The organism is Bradyrhizobium sp. S69 (genome assembly GCF_009766005.1).
Classification (GTDB): Bacteria; Pseudomonadota; Alphaproteobacteria; order Rhizobiales; family Xanthobacteraceae; genus Bradyrhizobium.
The window spans coordinates 40,181-56,118 of record NZ_LMUK01000058.1 but is presented as its reverse complement, the minus strand read 5'-3'; the positions used below and the strand labels follow the sequence as shown (position 1 = coordinate 56,118).

Annotated in this window: 24 protein-coding genes and 1 pseudogene; 11 read left to right on the top strand and 14 right to left on the bottom strand. The window is 60.4% G+C overall.

What is annotated here, in order from left to right; translation table 11 throughout:
- Positions 1 to 555: 555 nt before the first annotated feature.
- Positions 556 to 1,122 carry a hypothetical protein gene (locus tag GSQ88_RS31090; protein ID WP_246785152.1) on the bottom strand — a complete coding sequence of 189 codons (567 nt, stop codon included), beginning with the start codon at positions 1,120 to 1,122 and terminating at the stop codon, positions 556 to 558.
- 222 nt (positions 1,123 to 1,344) lie between these two features.
- On the opposite strand from GSQ88_RS31090, the gene uraH reads away from it, so the two are divergent.
- Together uraH and uraD are read left to right on the top strand one after the other, a co-directional pair.
- A complete protein-coding gene (gene uraH / locus GSQ88_RS31085; RefSeq protein ID WP_283810718.1) occupies positions 1,345 to 1,737 on the top strand; it encodes a hydroxyisourate hydrolase in 393 nt (130 codons plus the stop codon).
- A gap of 6 nt (positions 1,738 to 1,743) precedes the next feature.
- Complete coding sequence (gene uraD, locus GSQ88_RS31080; protein ID WP_246785150.1) at positions 1,744 to 2,337, top strand: 2-oxo-4-hydroxy-4-carboxy-5-ureidoimidazoline decarboxylase; 594 nt, start codon at positions 1,744 to 1,746, stop codon at positions 2,335 to 2,337.
- Positions 2,338 to 2,342: 5 nt separating this feature from the next.
- Here the strand turns inward: uraD and GSQ88_RS31075 are convergent, their stop codons facing one another.
- Positions 2,343 to 2,993 carry a class II aldolase/adducin family protein gene (locus tag GSQ88_RS31075; protein WP_159011805.1) on the bottom strand — a complete coding sequence of 217 codons (651 nt, stop codon included), beginning with the start codon at positions 2,991 to 2,993 and terminating at the stop codon, positions 2,343 to 2,345.
- Positions 2,994 to 3,168: 175 nt separating this feature from the next.
- On the opposite strand from GSQ88_RS31075, the gene GSQ88_RS31070 reads away from it, so the two are divergent.
- The 4 genes from GSQ88_RS31070 to GSQ88_RS31055 all read left to right on the top strand — a co-directional run bounded on the left by GSQ88_RS31070 (position 3,169) and on the right by GSQ88_RS31055 (position 7,372).
- Complete coding sequence (locus tag GSQ88_RS31070) at positions 3,169 to 4,044, top strand: S-methyl-5'-thioadenosine phosphorylase (RefSeq protein WP_159011803.1); 876 nt, start codon at positions 3,169 to 3,171, stop codon at positions 4,042 to 4,044.
- Positions 4,041 to 5,144, top strand: a complete 1,104-nt coding sequence (gene mtnA / locus GSQ88_RS31065) for an S-methyl-5-thioribose-1-phosphate isomerase (RefSeq protein WP_159011801.1) — start codon at positions 4,041 to 4,043, stop codon at positions 5,142 to 5,144. The genes GSQ88_RS31070 and mtnA overlap by 4 nt, the downstream gene beginning before the upstream one ends.
- A 143-nt stretch (positions 5,145 to 5,287) precedes the next feature.
- Positions 5,288 to 5,830 (top strand): tripartite tricarboxylate transporter TctB family protein, encoded by a 543-nt coding sequence (locus GSQ88_RS31060; RefSeq protein ID WP_159011799.1) that lies wholly within the window; start codon positions 5,288 to 5,290, stop codon positions 5,828 to 5,830.
- Positions 5,831 to 5,854: 24 nt separating this feature from the next.
- A complete protein-coding gene (locus tag GSQ88_RS31055) occupies positions 5,855 to 7,372 on the top strand; it encodes a tripartite tricarboxylate transporter permease (protein ID WP_159011797.1) in 1,518 nt (505 codons plus the stop codon).
- 526 nt (positions 7,373 to 7,898) lie between these two features.
- Here the strand turns inward: GSQ88_RS31055 and GSQ88_RS31050 are convergent.
- The 11 genes and pseudogenes from GSQ88_RS31050 to GSQ88_RS31005 all read right to left on the bottom strand — a co-directional run bounded on the left by GSQ88_RS31050 (position 7,899) and on the right by GSQ88_RS31005 (position 12,117).
- Entirely contained in the window at positions 7,899 to 8,147 is a 249-nt protein-coding gene (locus GSQ88_RS31050; protein ID WP_159011796.1) for a helix-turn-helix domain-containing protein, read from the bottom strand.
- Complete coding sequence (locus GSQ88_RS31045) at positions 8,147 to 8,398, bottom strand: hypothetical protein (RefSeq protein ID WP_159011794.1); 252 nt, start codon at positions 8,396 to 8,398, stop codon at positions 8,147 to 8,149. The genes GSQ88_RS31050 and GSQ88_RS31045 overlap by 1 nt, the downstream gene beginning before the upstream one ends.
- Complete coding sequence (locus GSQ88_RS31040; protein WP_159011792.1) at positions 8,388 to 8,690, bottom strand: hypothetical protein; 303 nt, start codon at positions 8,688 to 8,690, stop codon at positions 8,388 to 8,390. The genes GSQ88_RS31045 and GSQ88_RS31040 overlap by 11 nt, the downstream gene beginning before the upstream one ends.
- 79 nt (positions 8,691 to 8,769) lie before the next feature.
- A complete protein-coding gene (locus tag GSQ88_RS31035; protein ID WP_159011790.1) occupies positions 8,770 to 8,970 on the bottom strand; it encodes a hypothetical protein in 201 nt (66 codons plus the stop codon).
- A gap of 308 nt (positions 8,971 to 9,278) precedes the next feature.
- The gene (locus GSQ88_RS35880; protein ID WP_246785148.1) at positions 9,279 to 9,485 is read right to left on the bottom strand and encodes a very short patch repair endonuclease; all 207 of its coding nucleotides are present in this window, start codon (positions 9,483 to 9,485) and stop codon (positions 9,279 to 9,281) included.
- A pseudogene (locus tag GSQ88_RS36040) lies at positions 9,394 to 9,603 on the bottom strand (PDDEXK family nuclease); the annotation flags it as partial. The pseudogene GSQ88_RS36040 and the gene GSQ88_RS35880, both read right to left, overlap by 92 nt.
- Positions 9,600 to 9,953: a hypothetical protein gene (locus GSQ88_RS31025; protein WP_159011788.1), complete on the bottom strand. Its 354-nt coding sequence runs from the start codon at positions 9,951 to 9,953 to the stop codon at positions 9,600 to 9,602. The gene GSQ88_RS31025 and the pseudogene GSQ88_RS36040, both read right to left, overlap by 4 nt.
- Positions 9,954 to 10,248: 295 nt before the next feature.
- The gene (locus tag GSQ88_RS31020; RefSeq protein ID WP_159011787.1) at positions 10,249 to 11,127 is read right to left on the bottom strand and encodes a metallophosphoesterase; all 879 of its coding nucleotides are present in this window, start codon (positions 11,125 to 11,127) and stop codon (positions 10,249 to 10,251) included.
- Between the two features lie 4 nt (positions 11,128 to 11,131).
- The gene (locus GSQ88_RS31015) at positions 11,132 to 11,404 is read right to left on the bottom strand and encodes a hypothetical protein (RefSeq protein WP_159011785.1); all 273 of its coding nucleotides are present in this window, start codon (positions 11,402 to 11,404) and stop codon (positions 11,132 to 11,134) included.
- Positions 11,405 to 11,488: 84 nt separating this feature from the next.
- Entirely contained in the window at positions 11,489 to 11,812 is a 324-nt protein-coding gene (locus GSQ88_RS31010) for a hypothetical protein (protein WP_159011783.1), read from the bottom strand.
- Positions 11,809 to 12,117, bottom strand: coding sequence for a hypothetical protein (locus tag GSQ88_RS31005; protein WP_159011781.1), 309 nt, complete (start codon positions 12,115 to 12,117; stop codon positions 11,809 to 11,811). Before GSQ88_RS31005 ends, GSQ88_RS31010 begins: the two co-directional genes overlap by 4 nt.
- Positions 12,118 to 12,247: 130 nt before the next feature.
- Here GSQ88_RS31005 and GSQ88_RS31000 point away from each other — a divergent pair, with 130 nt between their 5' ends.
- A complete protein-coding gene (locus tag GSQ88_RS31000) occupies positions 12,248 to 12,571 on the top strand; it encodes a hypothetical protein (protein WP_159011779.1) in 324 nt (107 codons plus the stop codon).
- On the opposite strand, the gene GSQ88_RS30995 is transcribed toward GSQ88_RS31000, so the two are convergent.
- Positions 12,568 to 13,089 carry a hypothetical protein gene (locus GSQ88_RS30995; RefSeq protein WP_159011777.1) on the bottom strand — a complete coding sequence of 174 codons (522 nt, stop codon included), beginning with the start codon at positions 13,087 to 13,089 and terminating at the stop codon, positions 12,568 to 12,570. The genes GSQ88_RS31000 and GSQ88_RS30995 overlap by 4 nt on opposite strands.
- A 141-nt stretch (positions 13,090 to 13,230) precedes the next feature.
- Between GSQ88_RS30995 and GSQ88_RS30990 the strand changes: the two genes are divergently transcribed.
- From GSQ88_RS30990 to GSQ88_RS30975, 4 genes are read left to right on the top strand one after another with little or no spacing between them, the layout of a single operon-like run.
- Positions 13,231 to 13,542: a hypothetical protein gene (locus GSQ88_RS30990; RefSeq protein ID WP_159011775.1), complete on the top strand. Its 312-nt coding sequence runs from the start codon at positions 13,231 to 13,233 to the stop codon at positions 13,540 to 13,542.
- Positions 13,543 to 13,544: 2 nt separating this feature from the next.
- Positions 13,545 to 13,829, top strand: a complete 285-nt coding sequence (locus tag GSQ88_RS30985) for a helix-turn-helix domain-containing protein (RefSeq protein ID WP_159011774.1) — start codon at positions 13,545 to 13,547, stop codon at positions 13,827 to 13,829.
- A gap of 2 nt (positions 13,830 to 13,831) precedes the next feature.
- Complete coding sequence (locus GSQ88_RS30980; protein WP_159011773.1) at positions 13,832 to 14,629, top strand: hypothetical protein; 798 nt, start codon at positions 13,832 to 13,834, stop codon at positions 14,627 to 14,629.
- Complete coding sequence (locus GSQ88_RS30975; protein WP_159011771.1) at positions 14,623 to 15,516, top strand: replication initiation protein; 894 nt, start codon at positions 14,623 to 14,625, stop codon at positions 15,514 to 15,516. Before GSQ88_RS30980 ends, GSQ88_RS30975 begins: the two co-directional genes overlap by 7 nt.
- Positions 15,517 to 15,938 lie beyond the last annotated feature (422 nt).

Sequence of the window (15,938 nt, the reverse complement as noted above, 5' to 3'; positions counted from 1 at the left end):
CGGTAGCCTATATTCTACGCATCGGTCATTAACGCTGTATAAAAGTGCGCTCGGTTCGGCATGCACCGATCATGGCCAGACGATCGCCACTTTAGGTACAAATTGAAGTAATCTTTATTGTCCGGCCTGTTCCGCCCCAATTTGCGGCCGTTCCTGGCGGCCCCATGCAGACCGCTTTGGCGGCAGACTTTGAGCGGTCAATATGCCGGCAGTTGGTCTGTCATTCCGCAACATGGAGGGCCAGATCAGTTTTCCAAGTTTCCACACGATCTCGGCCATTCGTTTTGCGTGGGCAGCGTTTCCAATCCGAAGTTACGCTGGTGGATATTTGGATCGAATGGCGGGCTGATGGCTTCAACGTCGAGTCAAGGTTGCTCGCTATTTCATCGACATCGCTGGCGGATCAGGCGTAGCGGCAATCGCAATCTTCAGCGCGTCTCTGCTGGTGCGGGGCAATAGGGAATCTGTCGAAGAAGCACGATCACCTCGTGCAATTCCTGGACGCGCGCGGTCGATTGCGCTGCGGAAATACTTGCGGATTAATGGGCTCACGCCCTAGTCGAAAGGCGTCATGACGGGAGGGCCGCCGGCTCGCGTCCGTCGGATGCGGCGCAGCACCATCGGAGTACCATCCGACTCGAATTGCAACTCGTATTTGCCATTCTTGTTTGTCGCGCTGCACGAGATGCTGGAAACCTGCTGCGACGCGAGGCTTCCGATCAGTTTGCAGTTTCCTGTCGATCCCTCGATGAGCGGCACCGGCAAGCCATCGAGCTTCGGCCGGTCGCTGGATTTGAACTGCATCTCGTCGATCGGTAGTTCGTACAGATTATCCTGCGACCGAACGCCATGGTTGCCGGAGAAGGTGACGATGTGGCTTGCGTCCGTCGGATCATTCAGCGCGATGGTAAAATTGGCCCGGCCTTCTTCGGTTTGGAAGAAGCCGACGGCCCGGCACTCGAAATCGCGTCCCGCGACCTTGAGCGTCGGGCACTTCCCCGACATCAGCGCGAAGACGATCGTGTCCGGTTCGGGCTTGGGCTCATCGGAGGCCAGTACCAGTGGCCGCGAAAGGCTGCCGCGCACCGGTGCGGCAACGGATGCCGTGGCGAACAGCGTCAAGGCTACAAGCGGCAGGAGGCGCCGCCCAGCCGTTGCTGATTGGCCTGGAATTTGCCTTAAAAACATCGTTGCCGGCGTTCTTCGAGTTCGAGATGTCACCCCCCGTCGCCTCGATCAAATGACGGAAACGCGGCGAGCCAGAATCGTGACCAGCTAGGGAGAAGCATTATGTCGGTGATGTGTCGAAGGAATTTTCTAGGGGTGGGTTCCTCTTTGCTGGCGTTGGCTTTTTTCGCGCCGAAAGGCGCGCGCGCCGCCGGAGCGCCGGGATTGACGACCCACATGCTGGATACCGCCAGCGGCAAGCCGGCCGAAGGTGTACGGATCGACTTCGCGGTGCTCGAGGGCGAGGCTTACCGCTTGATCCGGACCGTTCACACCAACGCAGACGGCCGCAATGCAGAGCCGCTGTTGACGCCGGAGACGATGAAAACCGGACAATTTCAGCTCACCTTCTATATCGCCGAATACTTCACCAAACTAGGCACCGTGCTGCCGAATCCGCCGTTTCTCGATAGAGCCGTCATTCAGTTCGGCATGGCGGACGTAACGTCGCATTATCACGTTCCGCTGCTGGCGTCGCCGTGGAGCTACACAACCTACCGCGGCAGTTGATCGAAGATGCTTGGGTTCATCCGCAATACGATGCTGGGCTGGATCGCCAGCGTAACGCTGATTCTTTCATCGGTGGCGACGGTGTCCGCCGGCGAAGCCGACATGGCGGCCATCAACGGGTTGGACCGCGTGGCTTTTGTGCAGAAGTTTGGCGGCATTTTCGAAAACTCGCCATGGGTGGCCGAGCAAGCCTGGGACAAACGGCCTTTTGCCAATGTTGACGCCATGCATGCGGCGATGGTCGAAGTCGCGAAACTCGCGCCGGCGCCGCGCCAACTGGCGTTGCTGCAAAGCCATCCTGATCTCGCCGGTAAGGAAGCCCAGGCCGGCGCCATGACGGCATCGTCGGTGACGGAGCAGGCAAGCGCCGGCCTCAACGCATTATCGAAAGACGAGATGGCGCAAATCTCGGACCTCAACGCCGCCTATAAAAGGAAATTCGGATTTCCGTTCGTCATCGCGGTGCGGATGCACACCAAGGAGGGCATTTTCTTCGAATTTCGCCATCGCCTGCGGAACGACACCGTGACCGAATACGCCAACGACCTGCAGAACGTTTATGCGATCACGCGGCTGCGGTTGGCAAAGCTGTTGGAGTAGCGGCTTCATTCCGAAGGCGGGCCATATCCCGCGATCCGGCTGAGCACGTTGTCGATCTCCGCCTTTGAGAGCAGCGGCGGCGTGCCGATTTGCAGGCAGCCATGGTATTGCCGCGCCAGGGTTTCGACTTCGACCGCGAGCCACATCGCCTTCGACAGGGATGGCCCGACCGCGATCATGCCGTGATGCGCCAAAAGGCACGCGGAGCGACCCTCCAGGGCCTTGACCGCATGCTCCGACAATTCCTGCGTGCCATAGGTGGCGTAGGGCGCACATCGGATGGTGTCGCCGCCGGCGCAGGCGATCATGTAGTGAACCGGCGGAATCTCCAGGCCCATGATCGCAAGCATGGTCGAAAAAGGCGGATGGGCGTGAACCACCGCCTTTACCTCGGGGCGGGCTCGCAGGATATCGAGATGGAAGCGCCATTCGCTCGACGGCCGCTGGCTGGGATCGCATGAACCGTCGAGGTTCATGTAGACGATCTGCTCCGGCCGCATCGCCTCATAGGGTACGCTGGTCGGCGTGATCAGCATGCCCGCTTCATGGCGCAGGCTGATATTGCCTGACGTCCCCTGGTTGATGCCGAGCTGGTTCATGCGCAGGCAGGCATCGATGATGGATTGGCACTTTTCCGCAAGATCCGTTGATGACATCGGTTTTCCCTGAACGAGCCCGTGCGTCGCGCTCGGCTGCCCTTACAGCAGAAATTCCGTAGTTCGAGAACAGCAGTTGATTATCGCGCCGCAATATAGTCGAACATTTTGGGCGCTTTGGGAACCGGCGCCCATGGGCTGAAAATGGACCGGGCTGAAACCGCGGGAAGAATTCATGGTAAAGGCTGTGCTTGGCATTATCGGCGGCTCCGGCATTTATGACCTTCCGGGGCTGGAAAACGTCCGTGATGAGGCGATCCAAAGCCCCTGGGGTGAGCCGTCGGCGCCGGTGCGTCACGGCACCATCGCCGGGCTGCCGATCGTGTTCATGCCCCGGCATGACAAGGGGCATCGGCTGTCGCCCTCGGACATCAATTACCGTGCCAATATCGATGTGCTGAAGCGGGCAGGCGTTACCGACCTGATCGCGCTCTCGGCCTGTGGTTCGTTCAAGGAGGATTTGCCGCCCGGCAGCTTCGTGCTGGTCGACCAGTTCGTCGATCGCACCCACAAGCGCGAGAGTTCGTTCTTCGGCAAAGGCTGCGTCGCGCATGTTTCGATGGCGCACCCGGTGTCGCCACGGCTGCGGATTCATCTGGCCGCGGCGGCGAACGCGGAGGGCATCGCGGTCGCGCATGGCGGCACCTATGTCTGCATGGAGGGTCCGCAGTTCTCCAGCCTCGCCGAAAGCCTGACCTACAAGGCGCAGGGCTATTCGGTGATCGGCATGACCAACATGCCCGAGGCCAAGCTCGCGCGCGAAGCGGAGATCTGTTACGCCAGCGTGGCGATGGTCACCGATTTCGATTGCTGGCATCCCGAGCATGATGCGGTCACGGTCCAGGACATCATTCGCGTGCTGAATTCAAATGCCGAGAAGGCGCGGGCGCTGGTGGCGCGGCTCGCCCAGGATTTCCCGCGCGAGCATGAACCATGCCCGATCGGTTCGGACCGCGCGCTCGATACCGCGTTGATCACCGCGCCGGAGGCCCGCGATCCGGAGCTGTTGAAAAAACTCGACGCGGTGGCGGGCCGGGTGTTGCGGTCGTGAAGGTCGACGGCAAACCTTTCCGCAGTATCTGGCTTGAGCCTGACGGCTGGTCGGTGGCCGCGATCGACCAACGGCGATTGCCGCATGAGTTTATCGTGGCCCGAATGACCGACGTTGAGGCCGCGGCCGACGCCATCAGCACCATGCTGGTGCGCGGTGCGCCGCTGATCGGCGCCACCGCGGCCTATGGGGTGGCGCTGGCGATGCGGACCGATGGCTCCGATGCGGCACTGGATCGGGCCTATGAGGTGCTGATCGCGACCCGGCCGACCGCGATCAACCTGAAATGGGCGCTCGACGAGATGCGGCGGGCGCTGGCGCCGCTACAGCCCGCGGCCCGCGGCGCGGCGGCCTATGCCCGTGCCGGCGAGATCGCCGAGCAGGATGTCGCGATCAACCGCCAGATCGCCCAGCACGGCATAGCCCTGATCGAGGCGGCGCTTGCGAAAAAGCAGCCGGGCGAACCCGTCAACATATTGACGCACTGCAATGCCGGATGGCTGGCAACGGTGGACTGGGGAACGGCGACGGCGCCGATCTATCTCGCCCATGATCGCAGCCTTGCGGTGCACGTATGGGTCGACGAGACCCGGCCGCGTAACCAGGGCGCATCGCTGACCGCTTGGGAACTCGGCCATCATGGTGTCCCGCATACCGTGATCGCGGACAATACCGGCGGCCATCTCATGCAACATGGCATGGTCGATCTCGCCATCGTCGGCACCGACCGGGTCACCGCCAATGGCGACGTCTGCAACAAGATCGGCACTTATTTGAAGGCGCTGGCAGCTCATGACAACGGTGTGCCGTTCTATGTGGCGCTGCCGTCGCCGACGATCGACTTCACGGTCGATGACGGCGTGCGCCAGATTCCCATCGAACAGCGCGCCGCCGATGAAGTCGCCACCATGACCGGCCGGACCGCGGACGGACGGATCGAGACAGTGCGCGTGGTGCCTGCGGGCTCGCCGGTCGCCAATTACGCGTTCGATGTGACGCCGTCACGGTTGGTGACAGCCTTGATAACCGAACGCGGCGTGCTCAAAGCCGACCGCACTGCACTCGGCCGGGCATTTCCAGAGCGAATTGCGTCTCGTTAAGGCGCCTTCAATTGCAGATCGGTTGACGGCGGCGATATCGGCGCTGTATCCCCCTACCAGGGCGCAATTATCATTCGATAAGTAATGCCTGCGGCCCCAAGCCAACGGTGTGCGCACCTCGTCAGCCGGAACAGCGTCGATCGATGTCCAATTCCGAAATTGAAATCGTCGTCGACGATCCGACTGCGCCGGAGGCCAATTCGCCGGCGGTGACCAACACCAGGGTGGCGGAGGCCGTGGTCTGCGTGCTGCTGATCGGGTTCGCGCTGCTGCTCGGCTATGACAATTGGCGCACCGGCATCGGATGGGATTCGACCGGTCCGCAGGCCGGCTATTTTCCGTTTTATCTCTCGGTGATTCTCGGCGGCGCCAGCCTCTACGGCCTCGTCACCGTGCTGCTGACGCGCAGGCAGGATGCCGAGACCTTCGTCACCCGCGCGCAGCTTCGCCGCGTCATGGCGGTGTTCGTTCCGACCTTGCTGTTCTGTCTGGCCACGCAGTTTCTCGGAATGTATGTCGCGAGTTTCCTGTTGATCGCGGGCTTCATGCGGCTGGTCGGAAAGATCGCGTGGTGGAAGTCGCTGCTCACCGCCTTCGTCTTCACCGCGCTGATGTTCGTGACCTTCGACATCGCGTTTGACGTCATCATGCCCAAGGGACCGCTCGAAGCGGCGTTCGGCTATTGATGTCGGATTTAGGATAAATCGTCGATGGAAGCCTTCGGGTTATTGCTGCACGGCTTCGCCGTCCTGATGACGTGGAAGATTCTTGCGCTGATGATGGTCGGCCTCGTGCTCGGCATTTTCGTCGGCGTGCTGCCGGGCCTCGGCGGCCCCAATGGCGTCGCGATCCTGCTGCCGCTGACCTTCACCATGGATCCGACTTCCGCGATCGTGATGCTGTCGAGCATCTATTGGGGCGCGCTGTTCGGCGGCGCCATCACGTCGATCCTGTTCAACATCCCCGGTGAAGCCTGGTCGGTGGCTACCACCTTCGACGGCTATCCGATGGCGCAGCAGGGCAGGGCGGCGGAGGCGCTGACCGCGGCGTTCACGTCCTCCTTCATTGGCTCGCTGGTGGCGGTCCTGCTGATCACCTTCCTGGCGCCGCTGATTTCATCGTTTGCGCTGAAATTCGGACCGCCGGAATTTTTCGCGGTCTATCTGCTGACGTTTTGCTCCTTTGTCGGCTTGGGACGCGAGTCCAAGCACAAGACCGTCATCTCGATGTCGCTCGGGCTATTGCTGGCTGGCGTCGGCATGGACACGGTGTCCGGCCAGTTGCGCATGACGTTCGGTTCCAGCGACCTGTTGCGCGGCATCAACTTCCTGGTGGCCGTGATCGGGCTGTTCGGGATCAGCGAGATCCTGCTGACCATGGAGGAGCGGTTGGCGCTGCGCGGACACACCGCCAAGATCAGCCTGCGCGTGGTGCTCAACGTCTGGAAGGACCTGCCGAAATATTGGGTAACCTTGCTGCGCTCCTCGTTCATCGGCTGTTGGCTCGGCATCACCCCCGGTGGCGCGATCGCGGCCTCCTTCATGGGCTACAACCTCGCCAAGCGGTTCTCGCGGGATCCCGAAAGCTTTGGCAAGGGTCGCATCGAGGGCGTGTTCGCGCCGGAGACGGCGGCGCATGCCTCCGGTACCGCCGCGCTGCTGCCGATGCTGGCGCTCGGCATTCCCGGCTCCGGCACTGCGGCGATCCTGCTCGGCGGCTTGATGGTGTGGGGGCTCAATCCCGGCCCGCTGTTGTTCGTCGAGCACAAGGATTTCGTCTGGGGCCTGATCGCCTCGATGTATCTCGGCAATGTCGTCGGCCTCGTGCTGGTGCTGACGACGGTACCGGTGTTCGCCTCGATCCTGCGGGTGCCGTTCGCCGCGGTCGCCCCGATGATCGTGGTGTCGTGCGCGATCGGCGCCTATGCAATCCAGAACGCGATGTTCGACATCTGGCTGATGCTGGGCTTCGGCGTGGTCGGTTATGTCTTCAAGAAGATCGGGATTCCGCTGGCGCCGTTCACGCTGGCGCTGGTGCTCGGCAGCCGCGCCGAGGATGCGTTCCGGCTGTCGATGATCGGCTCCGGCGGCGACATGAAGGTGTTCTGGTCGAACGGCCTGGTCGGCTCGATCACCACTTTGGCGATCGTCCTGTTGTTCTGGCCGATGATCGAGCGGGCGTCTGCCGGCCTCGGGCGGCTGTGGCGGCCGACCAAGACGGCCGGTTAGGGCTGGCGACGGCCCGGCCATTCACGAAATAGCATTTAATTTCAATGCCTTGCCAGCATCGCGAATTTCTAAATGCTGGCGTTATAGCGTACTTCCAAGCGCCCCAAAAAGTAAGTAGTCGTCAGTCTCGTGTCCTTCAGCGGTTATTCGTCACTTCATCGAGACGTTTTAGCAGTTCATCTCGCCCTGCTTGAAGATTTGCATCAAGTAACCGGCCACCAAACGTCTGCGTCTTATCCGCCGCGTGGATCCGCTTTAATATTTCCGCGATAGGTATCGCTACTTCGTGTTCCCGCCAGAAGGCTTCAGAGGCCACCAACGTGTCGCGCTGACCCGAACTGATTATCCCGACGAGGCAGCGGCTCGTTCGGTCGAAAATCGGTGATCCGGAATCGCCGCCGGAGGTATCGGTGTCGATGCCGAAGGAGGGCCGCTTGTCGCCGGAATGGCCGGAGCGAAGAACGTGCGGCCGTGGTCGCAGCCGTGGAGAGCCACCGCACAGCGTGCTCGACCGTGAGTTTCTTGGTCATCGGTCGTCCCTTTCGTAATCCTTCAAAATCGCCTGCAGCCGCTTGATCTCGGCGCGCATGCCGTCCTTGATCTTCGCCTTCAGCTTCGGCGTGACCTTTTTGTCGCCGGCGCAGATCTTGCTGATCAGCGATCGGCTGACGCCGGCGCGGCGCGCCACATGTTTATGTCCGGCATATCTGTACTCTGGCCCGGCGAGCTTGCCGCACAGATCCTTGACGGCGGTCTGGTCGTGATCGAGCGGCATCAGCTGTTCTCGTACTCCAGCAAAAATCTCGACACTGCCATCCCGCGTGCCCGCAGCGCCCGCAGTTCGGCGTGCAGCCCTTTGATGACCGCGGCTTTCACGGCGTCGGTGACGGGCCGGTCGCCCTTCGCGATCATGCTGACGTAGGGCCTCGACAGGTCGATCATGCGCGCGAACTTGCCGTGCCAGTCGTCGCCGAACAGCTTGAATCCGAGTGACACAAACCGGCGCTGATCGAGATCAAGCGGCATTGGCGGCACGTGCCCCTACAGCATTCTTCTCATCGATTTTTGCATTTATTTCACGGCTCCAGATGGCGTCGGGATGCTCAGCAGCCACGGCCAGTTCAGCGGCAATGCGCACCTCGGACCGACTGGCCACATCGTTGGTTTCACTTTCCAATATGCAGCCGAACACGGGTTCACAGCGTGCCGCGGGACGATTGGTCCAGCCCCACAAAAACAGCGAGCCGTCTTTGTCAGAGTTCAGCCTGACCTCAAGGCCAGCCGCCTCGACGCGTTTAACGAGATCAATCAGCTTCATTCGTCGTCTACGTGAGTGTTTCTGACGCCTCAAGCCCGCTAGCCTTTCGGCGCCGGGCATGAGGTCGATGGCGGGGTGGTTAAGCTTTGGCGTCTCGTTCCGCGCATAGATCGTTGACCAACTGGTCGAGAACGCCGGGTTGCGGCGTGCTGAATTTCTCACACATGCGGTCGAAGAAGTCCTCGGGTAGCACGGTGTTGCCGTTAGCGTCCTCGACGCCTTCCTTGTTGAAGGCGTCCCATGTCTCCGCGATGAAATTTGGATCTACGGTTTTAGGCATCTTGTCGTTCTCCGTTGGTGCTGTGACCAATATCGGTCACAACGTTTCGAGACGCAAATCACTTCGCGGTGTTTCCAGTGTCGTAGCAATTTTCACGCGCCATAGAGGCATTGATGACCGAAAAAAAGTGCCTTGGGAACGGCAGTTTTTTGCGATTTACTTCCGTTTGGCGTTAACCGAGATTCGGTAGGTACCTGATACATGAATTGGTACATGTAAAAATTCGATCGACCCGATTGATCAGCGAACGAGAAAGCGCTGCAATCGTTGCATAAGTGATGGGAGCTTGGTCTCGCATTCCCATACCGTCAACACGCGCCAGCCCGCGCGGATATGCTCCGCATCACGCTGCTTGTTGCGGGAAATCTTAGCTGACTTTTAGGCGGCATTGGTCGCCGGCATGCGCGCGCCGCGTTTGCAATCGTGACCGTGCCAGAAGCAGTCGTGACGAAGATGACCTTCCGCCTCCCGGCGAACACCAGATCTGGCTTTCCCGGAAGCGCTTTGCCGTGCAACCGGTACCGGTATCCGGCAGCGCTGCAGAAGCCGGCGGAAGATCAGTTCAGGCTTAGTGTTCTTGGATTTGACCGCCTGCATTGTGCGCTGGCGGAGCGCCTCAGGCGTCTCGGTCATTTCCGCCGGATCGGCGTAGCCCGCGAGGTGTGCTGCACGACGCTGTTTCGCTCGAACGACGTCGTGCGGACTACGTCGTTGTTCGCCACCAGGAAGCGCGCCTTGTGGATTTCGTCGTCGTAGCCGCCGAAGCACTTGTGGATCGCAGCCAGGAATCCAATCTGCTCGAGCGTGTGGGGCTCTGGAGCTGGATTGTTTCGCACCGTGGGAACGCTGCGGGGGAACAGGTAGATGCACGGCGGCGTGAGCTGCATGTGGCCGAGCGTGGTCCGGCGCTCAGGCAACGACGGATTGTTCTGCTCGACCTGGTTGCGTTTGCCCACGTAGGTGTAATTGCGAGAGCGGCGCATTTAGGCTTATCCATCAATTTGCGAAAATCGAACCCGCTGAGAGCAACCGAATCCTCAATCAACTCATCTACTTTTGCTGGCTTTTGTTGCGCAGTTTCCGGAAAACTTCCGAGAATAAATGGGAGAGGATTGCTCCTGAATTTGGATGTGTCATTGCCCGATCTGGCCTGCGCGATCATGAAGTTGATCACGCGCTCAACGACTTCATGATCCTGAAGCCCGGTGAGTTGCGCCAGCAATCGAATAATCGCGTTGTTCTCGTCAGAAATGTCGATGGAGATTTGGAAACGCATTCCTACATCCTCATCTGCGGCACGGGTTCGCGCCCGATTTCGATCACCAGCTCCGGGTTGAAATCCGGATTCTCGCGCGGCGCGTTCTTCAAGCTCGATGTCGGATAGCCCCTGGGATTGCAGACGACGTGCGTGTTTCCGATCACGTAGTCTCGACTGGAATGAATATGCCCATGAAACCAATGGGTCGGGGCCGTGTCCGCGGTCAGGATTGGCGTCAAATCCGAGGCGTAGCAGCAGTCCAGCGGATCCACGACGCGACCGTGCAGCAGGCTGTTCGGATGCGGCGCCATGTGCGACATCACGATGGTGTCGCCTTCGGGATGCTCGATCGCCAGCTGCTCCTGCAGCCAGCGGCGCGCCTCGACGTGGGCCGCGATCGAATCCCGCGGCTGGAAGTTGTCCCGGCTGCGGCCTTCGCCGGTTTTGATGCAGCGGTAATCGTTCATTTGCTTGGCCGCGGTACGCACGGCATCACCAAACATTTGATATCCGGGACGCAACATCATGTCCGTCCACATCGTCGTTCCAAGGACTCGCGTGCAGTCCTCGAGCACGATGGAATCGTTATCGAGGTAGTGGATTCCCAACTCCTCAGCACGGCGGCGCATCGCGTCACGCTCACGCAAATACGTGGTTTTCAGCGACGGTTCTGTTTTCGAGAAAAACGAATAAAAGTCGTGGTTGCCGGGGACATAAAGCACCGGCTTGTGCGGGCATACCGACGCCAGCCATTCGATGCTTTTGTGTCCCGGTGCGCGCACGTCACCGCAGCACAGCAGCACGTCGAAATCGAGGCGACGCCACAACGACTTCAATTCGTCAGCAGCGTTGCCTTCGATATCGGTGTGCACATCACTGACGACGAGAGCGCGCCGCATTGGATCAAACCTTCTGCAACAGCCCCGTCGCGTCATTGAGCATGCGCAACGCGGTCTGGTTGTTGTTGGTGACCGGCGTCAGCGCGCTGACGATGACGGCCGCAGCCTGCACGGCAGCGATGGCGTGCGCTTTGGGCGACGGCGCGGCGGCAGTTGGTGCAGGCGCCAGAGCGGGCTTCGCAGCCGTCTCGGTACCCAGGATGCTGCCGGCGGGCAGCGGCGCCGGGGTCGCCGCGGTCTTTTCGACCACGGGCATCGGTTGTTTTTCGTCGTCCATTCTGGACTCCTGATGTTGTTGGCGGGATAGGAATCACTCGACGCGTACAGGAACGGGGGTGGGGCAGGCGGCTTGGAAGCCGCTTTAGATGGCGTCACCGACCTTGCGGACGTGCTCTTCGATCCACGTCAGTGCGTGAACCAGCATGGTCTTGGCCTTCTCGAGCTCGTTGCTGACGAAACCACTGGCCTCGATGCGGTCGATCGCGGTGTGAGCAGAAGCGGACGCATTGCTGAGTGCCGATTTCACGGCGGTCTGCGCAGTCTCGACGTCGGTCTCGGCAGCCTTGGCGTCGCCGGCGACGTCGGTCTTGGCGGTATCGAGGGCGCCCTCGAGCTTCGTTTCGACGGCCGGCAGCGTGGAGGCGATCGTAGTGCCAGCCTGAGTGGTCGTGTCGGCATCGGTCATGTCGGATCCTTGGGCGCGTTATGAGCCGCCAGCCACGCGCGCCCGGCGTCGGTGAGGGAATAGGTGTAACGCCTGTAGTGCCCCCCCATTTTACAGGTGGGATCTTCCTCATCGCTTCCGACAATAAAGCCGGCGTTGCGCAGCTCGATCACAGGCGGCTCTATGACGCGCTTCCACGGCGTGCTGCCGACCGGTTCTTCGATGCGCCAGCTCGACCACTTGCCGCGGACTTCGATGAGCGCGGCGTCAGCGCACAACCTTTTCAGAAGGCTGATGGATGATTTGAGTTCGAGGGTGGTGCGCATTGGATTGCCCTCCAAGGATTGGATGCAAAGTTTAACTTCTTACCGGCAGCATCCTTAAATGGTTTATCGTAAATGTCAAATGGGTTCGACGTTAAAACGACTAATAAGTATAACGAAAAGGAAGAAAACCGTGAACGGTGATCATTTTAAGCCATCAGGGTTCGGTGTTGGGGCGACGGCATCATTGGCGGTCGCCATCGGCGCCGCCTTGGTTTCCGCCGGCAATAACGTCGCGGATGTTGTTGCGGAATATAACGACGCGGACGACGGCTGGGACCGTATCAACGCCGCCATGAACGGCTTGTTGGAGAAGAATGCTCAGCAAGAGCATGCTCTCTCCCAGCAGCAGGCCGCGTTCGCTACGTTGATGGCTCAGTTCAAGACGGTCGTGGAGCTGGCCTTGCGACAGTCAAAGCAGTTGGACGCGCTGCGCGAGGCCGGCCTGATCTCTTAAGCCGGCGACGATCGCAAGTCTGCTATCTCGTCATCAGATTTGCGAGCTGCTATCCTTGGAAACACGATTGAAACCATCGCCAGCGGCTGCACACGCGGCACGCTGGCGATGGCGTGTTTACCGATAGAATGCTCGAAGAGGCCTTTGGCGTCGGCGTTCTGGAGCGCCGTGAGTTGGCCATGATCGAGTCCTTGAAGCCATGATTTCATCGTCTTGCTCAACGCGCTCGGAACCGGCATCGGCTGGCGCGTCAGCATCGACGTCGTGATCCACGACCAAGCAATTTGCGCATCGCGCATTTGCGAATCACGTAGATGTGATGACGTCGAGTCCGCGGGCTTCATGCCGACCGCGGCCACCTTGTCCTCGACCGCCTTCGCCGCACCCAAGTCGATGCCGGCCGACTGACGGCGCGCGCGGCCGCCGAATAGCGCGAATGGCCAGGTTACAAAGGAATACGCGAAGCCGAACAGCTTGCGTATTCCGGACGCCATGGCAGCAAAAATTGCTCGCAGCATTTTTCGAGTCCTTGATTTTGACCTAACCCATTGTCCTTCGGGATCCGGAAAGTTGCCAACAGTTTTCCGCACAATACAGATTGACGCATGTTGTACACCGTAGTTTATGCGTTCGACGGGAAAAGAAGGAGACCGCAGACCATGTTCGATGCCGCCGAAATCCAGGACGCCTACCGCTTCCGCAAGCATATGGCCGAGTTTTCGATCAGCACGCCTACCGCGTGGCTGTGTGAGCTGCGTGACGAACCCGATGAGCCGCTGACCCTGACGATGTTGAAGGTGATCAGCTGCGACGTGATTTTGCGGAAGATGCCGGTCGCGACCGCGAAAGACATCCTGGAAATGTTGCTGAGAATCAACAACGGCCCGGTGTCGCTCAAGCTGGTTCAACCGATCAAGGATTCGATCGAGTTCATCGAAGCCGAGGACGCGGGGCTGATCCAGTGCGCGTAAAAATGCCTCTGCCGGATGTACCGGAACAACGCCTCGACTATGTCACGCGCAGGGTTTTCAAGGGCTCGCTGAAGGCGCTGGCCACTGCTTGCAACGTTTCGCGCTCCGCGGTCAACAAATGGCCGCCACGAGCTGAGGAACTGCTCGACCAGCATCTTGCCCGGGCCATCGATCATCAGATTCATTACGCGGAAGAGCGCCTGCAGATGCTGCAGGATTTCCAGTCGCATCTGCGCGATCGCCTTCGCCGGCATCGCGAGATCCGCCGCTCAGATGAGGCGCGCTGATCATGGGTAGCTGGTGCGACCGAGACCTGATTGTTTCCACGATGAAGTCGAACGGCCTCGATCGTGTCGCCACGGCGAAGGTCATCGGCTGCCATCCGACCACGGTCACCAATCAGATGCAGCTGGCGGCCGGCGCCGAGGGCAAGCCCTACTCGAACCAGAAAGCTCACGGGCGCCGCGTCGCCGGCAATCCTTGGCTGCAGCAAGCGCCCGGTTCGCAACTACATCCTGGCGGAGCGCCCCGCGGGCAGGTTCTGCGGTCGCTACCGCGTGAAGGGCGTTCAGATCCTCGAGCGGCCGCTGCCGCACAACGCCGAGAGCAATCCGGAGTGGATCCCGTCGGCCGCCGTGCTGGCGGATTTGGAACGAGTGTTGGCGGCGCCGGAGGTCTACCACCGATGAGTGACGCATCACCAGAGCAGCAGAGGATGCTGCACGCGGTCGCCCGGACCGCCGCGGACGAGAAAGACGAGCACATCCGCGATCGCGCAGCGGGGCTGTTCGGCCTGACGTCGCTGACCCGGCTGACGATGTCGCAGGCCCGCCAGTTGATCGACATCTACCAGAAGATGCTGCCGCCGCTCGAGACGCCCAAGCCGAGGGCGATGGGCAGCGGTGCCTTCGTCGGCTTTCCCAAGCGTGTGGCCAAGCCGGCCGATCCAGCGCCTTCCGAGGCCGCCATGGTGGTGTCCGCCCCGACGAAACCGGCACCGATCTTGCCCGCCAAGTCGCCAACACATCGTTTCGATCGCAAACTGAAGATCGCCCGAGGCGGTGATCTGGAGGAAATCCCATGGTAGCGCACGCTAAGATCTCACAAAAAATCATTCTTGGAATGCTGTCTTACACGCCGCGCACGGTGAAGTTGCTGGTGCTATTGGCCGGCAACGCCGATCCGGATAAATACGGGGAACCTGTACTGAGCAGAATGCCGGTGGCCGCGGTTAAATCCTTCCTGGCCCCGGAAATGTCAGGCCATGAATTCAGCAAGGAACTCAAAAAGATCTTCAACGCCATCCTCGATAAATGGCAAGACCACGATCCGAAATATCTGACGCCGCCGCCGGAACGCGTTCCAGCTGTGGGCTACAAAAACGTGCCTTCACGACCGATGCCGGGGTCATCGATCAACGCCGGAATGGTGCATTGGACATTGAGCGATCAATTCCGCCAGCAGGATACAAAGCACCACGCCGTCATCAACCTCGCCACGCTGAGCCAGCTGCACTCGCCGGTCGCCATCCGGCTCTATTTGACGCTGTGCTGCCTGATCGCGAACACCGGTGAAGTCTTCGGCTCGCTGATGGTGGCGCAGCAGCTGCCCAATAGATCCTTCAGATGGCGCGCGCCGCGGAACAACCTGTTGAAATACCTCGGCTGCGATGATCAGGACGACCGGATCGACAATTTTACCGGGCGAACGTTGCCCAACGCGATCGAGAAGATCGTCGCCACCGGAGGACTGAAGTTGAAATGGTTCGGCCAGAATCGGTTGACCAAGCGCGGCCGCCGTATCGAGTTCTTCGACTTCAAGTTCCAGGAATTGGAGCCCAGGAAGAAGCGTGGCCCGAAGAAGCGTGATCCGGTGGCGGAGATCCCGGCGCCGACCAAGCTGGTGAAGGTCGACCCGTTCGCGCACATCGACTGGGACACCGAGACCGACATCCTGGGCGCGCTGCTGCGCTGACGCCGGCGGCCGCAGTGCACTTGAATGTAAAATACATTCAAGTGCACTGCGGCCGCGCACCCCGGTTCCGCGGACGCGCCGCCAGGTCGGCCATGAATAAGCGTTACAAAAGTACCCCATGTAACGGGGGGCCACTATTGGAACGCATGTCACCCGTGACAGGTCACAAGTGACGCCAAAAATCCTGCTCCGTCAGGTTACCTAAAATGCGATTTACTTCCCTATGGGCATCAGTCGGAAAAAATTAAGGGCATGGGATCGGGTCGAAATTTGACCTTTTCACATGCCCTTAATTGTCGGATCAGCGACTATCCCAAGCCGGCTGGCGCGTCCCCCAGTGAGGGTTTCCCGAATGAGAATCCCGAACCATGTGACCGCTGCGTGCCGTGGGCAGGTAGGATTGTAGGAACCCCGCCGCCTCC

Excerpts from the sequence above, each read along its gene's own strand:
- GSQ88_RS30975 (WP_159011771.1), top strand. The coding sequence starts at position 14,623 with ATGGTAGCGCACGCTAAGATCTCACAAAAAATCATTCTTGGAATGCTG.
- uraD (WP_246785150.1), top strand. The coding sequence starts at position 1,744 with ATGCTTGGGTTCATCCGCAATACGATGCTGGGCTGGATCGCCAGCGTA.
- GSQ88_RS31060 (WP_159011799.1), top strand. The coding sequence starts at position 5,288 with ATGTCCAATTCCGAAATTGAAATCGTCGTCGACGATCCGACTGCGCCG.
- GSQ88_RS30990 (WP_159011775.1), top strand. The coding sequence starts at position 13,231 with ATGTTCGATGCCGCCGAAATCCAGGACGCCTACCGCTTCCGCAAGCAT.
- GSQ88_RS31025 (WP_159011788.1), bottom strand. The coding sequence starts at position 9,953 with ATGCGCCGCTCTCGCAATTACACCTACGTGGGCAAACGCAACCAGGTC.
- GSQ88_RS31075 (WP_159011805.1), bottom strand. The coding sequence starts at position 2,993 with ATGTCATCAACGGATCTTGCGGAAAAGTGCCAATCCATCATCGATGCC.
- GSQ88_RS31040 (WP_159011792.1), bottom strand. The coding sequence starts at position 8,690 with ATGAAGCTGATTGATCTCGTTAAACGCGTCGAGGCGGCTGGCCTTGAG.
- GSQ88_RS30985 (WP_159011774.1), top strand. The coding sequence starts at position 13,545 with ATGCCTCTGCCGGATGTACCGGAACAACGCCTCGACTATGTCACGCGC.
- GSQ88_RS31045 (WP_159011794.1), bottom strand. The coding sequence starts at position 8,398 with ATGCCGCTTGATCTCGATCAGCGCCGGTTTGTGTCACTCGGATTCAAG.
- GSQ88_RS31050 (WP_159011796.1), bottom strand. The coding sequence starts at position 8,147 with ATGCCGCTCGATCACGACCAGACCGCCGTCAAGGATCTGTGCGGCAAG.
- GSQ88_RS31015 (WP_159011785.1), bottom strand. The coding sequence starts at position 11,404 with ATGGACGACGAAAAACAACCGATGCCCGTGGTCGAAAAGACCGCGGCG.
- GSQ88_RS31020 (WP_159011787.1), bottom strand. The coding sequence starts at position 11,127 with ATGCGGCGCGCTCTCGTCGTCAGTGATGTGCACACCGATATCGAAGGC.
- GSQ88_RS31035 (WP_159011790.1), bottom strand. The coding sequence starts at position 8,970 with ATGCCTAAAACCGTAGATCCAAATTTCATCGCGGAGACATGGGACGCC.
- GSQ88_RS30980 (WP_159011773.1), top strand. The coding sequence starts at position 13,832 with ATGGGTAGCTGGTGCGACCGAGACCTGATTGTTTCCACGATGAAGTCG.
- GSQ88_RS31070 (WP_159011803.1), top strand. The coding sequence starts at position 3,169 with ATGGTAAAGGCTGTGCTTGGCATTATCGGCGGCTCCGGCATTTATGAC.
- GSQ88_RS31005 (WP_159011781.1), bottom strand. The coding sequence starts at position 12,117 with ATGCGCACCACCCTCGAACTCAAATCATCCATCAGCCTTCTGAAAAGG.
- GSQ88_RS31055 (WP_159011797.1), top strand. The coding sequence starts at position 5,855 with ATGGAAGCCTTCGGGTTATTGCTGCACGGCTTCGCCGTCCTGATGACG.
- GSQ88_RS31010 (WP_159011783.1), bottom strand. The coding sequence starts at position 11,812 with ATGACCGATGCCGACACGACCACTCAGGCTGGCACTACGATCGCCTCC.
- GSQ88_RS30995 (WP_159011777.1), bottom strand. The coding sequence starts at position 13,089 with ATGCTGCGAGCAATTTTTGCTGCCATGGCGTCCGGAATACGCAAGCTG.